The sequence below is a fragment of the Neobacillus fumarioli NBRC 102428 genome, assembly GCF_001591485.1.
GTDB classification, from domain to species: domain Bacteria; phylum Bacillota; class Bacilli; order Bacillales; family Cytobacillaceae; genus Neobacillus; species Neobacillus fumarioli.
The window spans coordinates 1-6,700 of record NZ_BCUZ01000141.1 but is presented as its reverse complement, the minus strand read 5'-3'; the positions used below and the strand labels follow the sequence as shown (position 1 = coordinate 6,700).

The 6,700-nt window shown below is 39.4% G+C and carries 7 protein-coding genes; 1 reads left to right on the top strand and 6 read right to left on the bottom strand.

Annotated elements, in window-relative coordinates; translation table 11 throughout:
- Positions 1-35: 35 nt before the first annotated feature.
- The 6 genes from BFU02S_RS14045 to BFU02S_RS14020 form a co-directional block, all read right to left on the bottom strand.
- Positions 36-1,412, bottom strand: a complete 1,377-nt coding sequence (locus BFU02S_RS14045) for a sensor histidine kinase (protein WP_066371870.1) — start codon at positions 1,410-1,412, stop codon at positions 36-38.
- Positions 1,412-2,089: a response regulator transcription factor gene (locus BFU02S_RS14040; RefSeq protein ID WP_066371868.1), complete on the bottom strand. Its 678-nt coding sequence runs from the start codon at positions 2,087-2,089 to the stop codon at positions 1,412-1,414. The genes BFU02S_RS14045 and BFU02S_RS14040 overlap by 1 nt, the downstream gene beginning before the upstream one ends.
- 10 nt (positions 2,090-2,099) lie before the next feature.
- A complete protein-coding gene (locus BFU02S_RS14035) occupies positions 2,100-2,783 on the bottom strand; it encodes an ABC transporter ATP-binding protein (protein ID WP_066371866.1) in 684 nt (227 codons plus the stop codon).
- Between the two features lies 1 nt (position 2,784).
- Complete coding sequence (locus tag BFU02S_RS14030; protein ID WP_066371864.1) at positions 2,785-3,819, bottom strand: ABC transporter permease; 1,035 nt, start codon at positions 3,817-3,819, stop codon at positions 2,785-2,787.
- Between the two features lie 248 nt (positions 3,820-4,067).
- Positions 4,068-4,394, bottom strand: a complete 327-nt coding sequence (locus BFU02S_RS14025; protein WP_066371862.1) for a YnfA family protein — start codon at positions 4,392-4,394, stop codon at positions 4,068-4,070.
- Positions 4,391-5,662 carry a sensor domain-containing diguanylate cyclase gene (locus tag BFU02S_RS14020; RefSeq protein ID WP_066371859.1) on the bottom strand — a complete coding sequence of 424 codons (1,272 nt, stop codon included), beginning with the start codon at positions 5,660-5,662 and terminating at the stop codon, positions 4,391-4,393. Before BFU02S_RS14020 ends, BFU02S_RS14025 begins: the two co-directional genes overlap by 4 nt.
- 457 nt (positions 5,663-6,119) lie before the next feature.
- Here BFU02S_RS14020 and BFU02S_RS14015 point away from each other — a divergent pair, with 457 nt between their 5' ends.
- Positions 6,120-6,479 (top strand): Lin0512 family protein, encoded by a 360-nt coding sequence (locus tag BFU02S_RS14015; RefSeq protein ID WP_066371856.1) that lies wholly within the window; start codon positions 6,120-6,122, stop codon positions 6,477-6,479.
- Positions 6,480-6,700: the final 221 nt, after the last annotated feature.

Below are 6,700 nucleotides of genomic sequence, written 5' to 3'. Positions count from 1 at the left end.
TTTTTAGGGATTTATTGGACAGCCCCTCCCCTGCTTCACCTCGGCAATTCCACAACAAAAGTTGTTCCCTCATTCTCTTTACTTATTACCTGAATCGTGCCGCCATGCAGATCGATAATCGTTTTGACGATGGATAACCCGAGACCAGTGCCCTCGACTGTCCGGGTTCGCGCTTGGTCTGCGCGGTAAAAGCGGTCAAATATTCGATCTAATTCTGCTTCTGTCATTCCTATTCCTGTATCTGCGAGTCTAACGATGACCGTCTCTTCTTTCTCCTCTATTGAAATCTCAATGCTGCCATTTGGCTTGTTATATTTAATGGCATTTGATAAAAGATTATCCCAAACGGTATTCAATAGTGATGGATCAGCGACAATCTCCAAATCCGGCAAGGAATAGCTGAGCATTATTTCTTTCTCACTAATGGCCCATTGATGATTTCGCACCAATTCCTTTAGTTGCTTGCCAAGATGAAATGGTTTCTCCTTCATAATCTCCTTATTTCTGTCTAATGAAGCAAGAAGCAGCAATTGTTTGGTTAAAGTAGAAAGCCGTGTAATTTCATTATTTATGATCGAGATGTATTGATTTCGTTCCTCTTTGCTAATGGATTCGGTGTCCAACAGATTTGTATAGCCTTTTATATTCGACAGAGGCGACTGGATATCATGTGAAATATTCGAGATAAATTCCTTTCTCATGTCCTCCATTTGCGCTAATTTTTCCGCCATCCGCATAAAATTGCGGGAAAGTTCCCCTAACTCGTCATGGCGGGTACTATCCAGTTTCACCTGAAAATCGCCCCCTGCCAGTGATTTCGTCGCTTTCGTCATGTTGGAAATCGGTTTGACTAAATATCTGGTATAAATCAAAACCATGACGATCGTCAAAAAAATCGCGATGGCCAAAATCCAGGCAAATAGAATATGCATCTCATTGAACAGGAATTCGATATCAGGACGGATAAACAATGCATAGGTACTTCCGTTAGCTTTCAATGGAACCCCGATCGTATTTCTTAATTCATCAGCAAAAAAGCCTGTTACAAACGTCTGTTTCGGAAAATGAAGCATCCCGTGAAAAATATGACCTTCTAGTACTTGCTGTTGAACGGAATGAGAAAGGCTTTTGTCCCGGAAAGGTTCCCCAAAGTAAGTGCGGTGTCCGCCGTTGTCGATCAGACATATTCGATATCCAACTCTAGAAATACTTTTTAAATACTCTTGAACTCCGATCTCAGGATGCTCTTCGGCAAATGCAGCAATATCAAGGGCTACTTTGGTATTTTTATCGTCATTATAAGGCTTCAGTTTTTGCTGGTAATACGCATTGGAAATGATAAAAGCCATGATAAAACTGAGCAGTATCATCCCAATCGTGATGACAATAAATTTCACATAAAGGTTTTTCATTACCGCTTGACCTCCAGCAAATATCCAACTCCGCGGACGGTTTTGATTTGGAAATCATCCGTTAATTTTGCAAAACGTTCCCTCAATCTTTTAATATGGACATCTACCGTTCTTGCATCTCCTTCAAATTCCAGACCCCAGATTTGTTCAATTAGATGTTCTCTAGAAAATACTTGTTTCGGATGAGATACGAGGTAGGATAGAAGCTCAAATTCTTTCAATGGCAATAGCATAGTGCGATGGTCGATCTGGACTTCATAACTTTTCTTGTTAATCGTTGTACGTCCAATGCGCAAAATAGAATCATCGTACTCCCTTTCGTACCGCCTTAGTAATGCTTTTATACGGAACAATAATTCCTTTGGTTCAAACGGCTTGACGAGATAATCATCCGTTCCCGCTTGAAATCCCTGCTCCTTATCCTCAATCTCGCTTTTTGCCGTTAAAAGGATGACCGGAATATCGTACTGGGTCCGAATCTCTTCCGTCAGCCTAAAGCCATCCATAAACGGCATCATGACATCTACGACGGCTAAATCACAAGCTTCCTTCTTTAGAATTTCCAATGCTTCCATCCCATCTTTTGCCGAAAACACGGTATACCCTTGTTCAGATAAGTGAATATCTAGAAGCTTTAATATATTGATATCGTCATCTACAATTAAAATATTGGTCATCGTTTTGCTCCTATATTTTTTGTACGATTTGTCCATCACTCATTTTAATGATTTTATCGGCAAATGAAAGCATTTCTTCATCATGTGTGACGACTAACGCCGCGATGTTTAGCTTTCTTGTTAGATCGCGAATTAACGCCATGACATCTTTCGACCTTTTGGAGTCCAAACTGGCGGTTGGTTCATCGGCAAACAGAATTTTGGGCTGGTGGATGATGGCGCGGGCAATGGCCACTCGCTGCTTTTCCCCGCCGGATAATGAAGTTGGATAAGCGGTTTTCCGATGATCCATTTCAACCAATTTTAGCATTTTATCAATTTCTCTTTTCCGTTCTTGTTTATTCAGTTTTGAACCCGATACATCCAGCATGAGCAACAGCTGCTCCTCTACGGTAAGAAATGTCACAAGATGTGCAAATTGAAAGACAAAACCAAATTTACCGGCCCGGATTTTGCGAACATGTTCCGGTTTCATGGCCGTCAAATTTTCCCCTTCAAAAATAACTTGCCCATCAGAAGCAGATTGAAGACCCGCCGCGATCGTAAGGAGAGTGCTTTTACCGGAACCGGACGCACCTGTTAAGGCAGTTACCTCCCCTTCTTGAAGCGAAAGGTTTACTCCTTTAAGGATCTCCTCCTTTACTTCACCATTTGTAAACGTTTTTCTCACTTCATCAATTGTAAATATGCTCATATTACATCTCTCCTTGTTGAATCGCTTGTAATGGCTGGACCTTTTTGATTTGCAAACCGGAAAGTGTGGAACCAATAAATCCAATGATCAGAAAGACTACCGATAATTGAAAGGTTATTTCAAATGTGAACTGAAAAGGCACACCTTTTGGCGCCATGTGATTAAAAACTTCACTAAGGGCAATGGAAAGGATAAGGGCAATGACCGTAATAACAGCCATTTGTGTCCACATCATACGAAACAATGAACTTGTTTTCACCCCAATCGCTTTCAAAATGCCGTATAAACCCATTTTTTGAACATTCATCATATAGAAAAAGATAGCAAACAACATGCCGCTGATGACAATTAAAAACCAAATAATCATATTAAGAGACATTTGTTCTGCTTTGTAACTGGCGATCGTATTCAGAAACTGATCCTTCGAAAAAGCTTGCAAGCCGGTGAAGGTTGGTGCTTTGTCCTCCCCTGGTATATACATCAATTGCATATCAGAAGTCCTAAACATTTCCTTATAGTCGTCCATATTAATATAAGCAACTGGTACATGACTATATTTACTGTGATGGACAAAACCTTTTACAACTAACTTTCCACCTGATTGTTTATTCGTTAACGTATCTCCAATCTTGATCCCATTGTCCTCCACGGAACGATCGAAGATGACTTCACCTTTCTTCACATGTTGGAACCATTTTGATTGAGTCGATGTCACAAAGGCAACGCTCTGCTGTTTGCCGTCATGATTATTTAAAAAGCCCATTTGAATGGACAGCGCGAAAGTATTACTATTTTTGGCAAAAATGTCATTTTGAGTGTTATTGTCGATTCTTGAAAGATTATATGTTTTGTTCGCTTCTTTCGTCATATAAAAGTGCCCTTCCGGTAAATCTTTAATAAGCCCAGCATTATCTTCTGATAATCCATTTGCCAATCCCGATATCATAAACGTTAAGAAACTAACAAGAAAAACAATCGATCCTAAAATCAAAAACCTCCCTTTATTTCTCTTCATTTCTTTCCAGGCCATGTTCATCATCCATTCCTCCAATGCTTTATTTCACATTCTTAGTTTAAAAACCCTATGTGAACGGATGATGAACAAAAAATTACAAAAAAAACGCAAGCTCCTCGGTCAGTCCCGACGGGTAGATGTTCTTCTGCACTAAAAGTATGGTTTTTGACCCCGAGGGGCTGGGCCGCTTGCGCTGTACAAAGTCTAAATTTATAATTTCTTTACTTTAAAAAAACAGGGACGGCTCTTTATAGAACCGTCCCTATATTTCAATGCCTCGGACCCCATAGCATAACAAAAACTCCGATTAAACAAATGACTGCCCCTAGCCAATTGTATAAATCAGGTGTTTTCTTATCGACCCACCATCCCCACAAGACGGACAGGATGATAAAAACCCCACCATAGGCCGCATATACTCTTCCAAATGAAGGGAACTTTTGTAAAGTGGGAATAATACCATATAAAACTAAAACAATGCCGCCGATGATTCCATACCAGAATGGTCTTCCTTCACGCAATACTAGCCAGATCAAGTATCCTCCACCAATTTCGGCCATTCCTGCAAGAATAAATAAAACAATCGTATAAATCATGCTCTAAGCTCACTATAAACTTTAATATTGTTTTTACCGCTCTCTTTTGACTTATAAAGTGCTTCATCCGCATGTTTCAGCAAGGAATGCCGCGTATCTCCGTCCATAGGGTAAAAGGCAAGTCCAATACTCGACGTCGTTCTGAAAAAAATATTTTTGCCGATATGCCATGGTTCTTGAAGTGAATCGAGAATTCTGCCCGCAATTTTTAATGCATCTTCTTCATTTTGAATTTCAGGCAGAAGGATTACGAATTCATCACCGCCTTGTCGGGCAATGGTATCGCTTTCCCGAAGACATTGCTTTACCCTTATGGAAAATTGCCTTAATAATTCATCTCCGGCAGCATGGCCGAACGTATCATTGACTCGTTTGAAATTGTCCATATCTAAGCACATGACAGCAAATTTTCTTCCATATCTTTTTGCTTCTTTTAAAGCATGGTCCATTCTTTCATTAAAAAGTCTCCGATTTGGCAGCTCTGTCAAGGCATCATGTAAACCTAAATGCTCTAACTCCCGTTCATATTTCTTTCGTTCCGTGATGTTTCTGCCGACAAGCAACATATACTCAATTTTGCCTTCTTGATCAAACATCGGTGTACCGATTAATTCGATCCAAACAAGGCCGCCTTCTTTATGTTCCCGAACAATTTCACATGTGCAAGGCTTTTGCGATAAGACCATATTAAAAAACATTTCTTTAAACTTTTCATCTACTTCCTTTTCTGGCCGGTGAAACACCCATTTCCCAACATATTCTTCAGAGCCATAACCGAGCAACCATTTATGGGATGGAGATGCATAGGTCACAATCCCATCCAGATTCACAAATTGGATGAGATCAAGAGAGTTTTCCGCTAATAAACGATATTGTTTTAAAGAGGTTTCCAATTGCTTTTGCAAAGTGAAGTCTTTAGCTACACAAAAAACACTTACAATCTCTTTATTCACCGTCAAAGGGATACCTTTTACTTGCAAAGGCAGAATTTTCCCACTTTTGTGGACGGCATTTAATTCACCGCTATAAGATTTTCCATGCAAAACTTCCTCAAAGTATTGGTCCACCTTTTCTATTTCATACGAAACGATCAATTGTTGGTAATGTAAGCCTTGAATTTCTTGTGCATCATAGCCTAAAAGGTTCGTTACAATCAGGTTTACTTCTTTTACCTTCCCTTCTCTTGTAAAAACAATCACAGCATCGGGATTATGTTTTATAATGGATTGATAAATTTCAACATACGCTTCCTCAAAAAAATCATCCATGTGACAGTTAGCCTCCACAACAGTGCAACGGTAATCGTAATATATAGCCATTCAAGCGGGTACCTAAATACTTATTATACTTTAATTTTTGAAATATTTATATAATACTCTTAAAAATTTCAATTTAATAGAAATATTTTCCTTTTATTTATAAAAAGCAACCCGTGGGATTTGCTTTTCCCGGGATGCTCACTAACTTATATATTTAACATGTCCCTGATTTCCTGTTCTGTCAACTTGAAGATGGCTTGATCGCCTGATTGCAGGACGGTGTCGATTATTTCTTTGGATGGACTTTTGGTGTATGAAACTGAATTCGAGCGTAAAAAACGGCTGATAACTACCGCAGGAGCGGCAAAAACCGGGCTCCAGTCACAAAGCGGTCATAAACAAAATAGAAACTATAATCATATTTTTGATAAAATATCATCATAAACAAAATAAGAGGTGTATTGTAATGGAAAAACTAATGTTTATTGAAACAGGAATGGGTATTGATGTACACGGTCAGGATATTACAAAAGCAGCGATTCGCGCTGTTAAAAATGCCATTCACTTTAATTCAATGCCTGGTATCCGCTCAGTCCTGCCCGGAAATAGCTTAGACAATATGATCGTCAATGTAAAACTGGCCGTTCCTTGCGATAAGGAGAAACTAGATATTGAAGCTGTAAAAAAGACGTTACCATTTGGAAAAGTATCAGTGGAAGTAATGGATGGCGGAATGTTGACAACAAGTGGGGTTGTCATTGAGGAAAAAGGAGATAAAAATGATCTGATGTACATCGTTGTCGCATCAGTCGAAGTAGGCTATTAAGGTTATGCAATTTAGGAGGTCTTTACCATAGCAAAAAAGAACATATTCTAGGGCATGATACAAGACATTTGTTCTTTAGGAAGGACGATTCCATGGTCAAGAGATTTGTCCTTCATTCTGCTTATGAAGGACGATTCCCCCGTCTTACCGCAAGAGTTTGGTCCTTCATTCTGCTTATGAAGGACTTTTCCCTCGCCTTACCGCAAGAGTTTGGTCCTTCA

Bases quoted from the DNA above. Each gene is read 5' to 3' on its own strand.
- BFU02S_RS14045 (WP_066371870.1), bottom strand. From the start codon at position 1,412: ATGAAAAACCTTTATGTGAAATTTATTGTCATCACGATTGGGATGATA.
- BFU02S_RS14040 (WP_066371868.1), bottom strand. From the start codon at position 2,089: ATGACCAATATTTTAATTGTAGATGACGATATCAATATATTAAAGCTT.
- BFU02S_RS14035 (WP_066371866.1), bottom strand. From the start codon at position 2,783: ATGAGCATATTTACAATTGATGAAGTGAGAAAAACGTTTACAAATGGT.
- BFU02S_RS14030 (WP_066371864.1), bottom strand. From the start codon at position 3,819: ATGAACATGGCCTGGAAAGAAATGAAGAGAAATAAAGGGAGGTTTTTG.
- BFU02S_RS14025 (WP_066371862.1), bottom strand. From the start codon at position 4,394: ATGATTTATACGATTGTTTTATTTATTCTTGCAGGAATGGCCGAAATT.
- BFU02S_RS14020 (WP_066371859.1), bottom strand. From the start codon at position 5,662: ATGGATGATTTTTTTGAGGAAGCGTATGTTGAAATTTATCAATCCATT.
- BFU02S_RS14015 (WP_066371856.1), top strand. From the start codon at position 6,120: ATGGAAAAACTAATGTTTATTGAAACAGGAATGGGTATTGATGTACAC.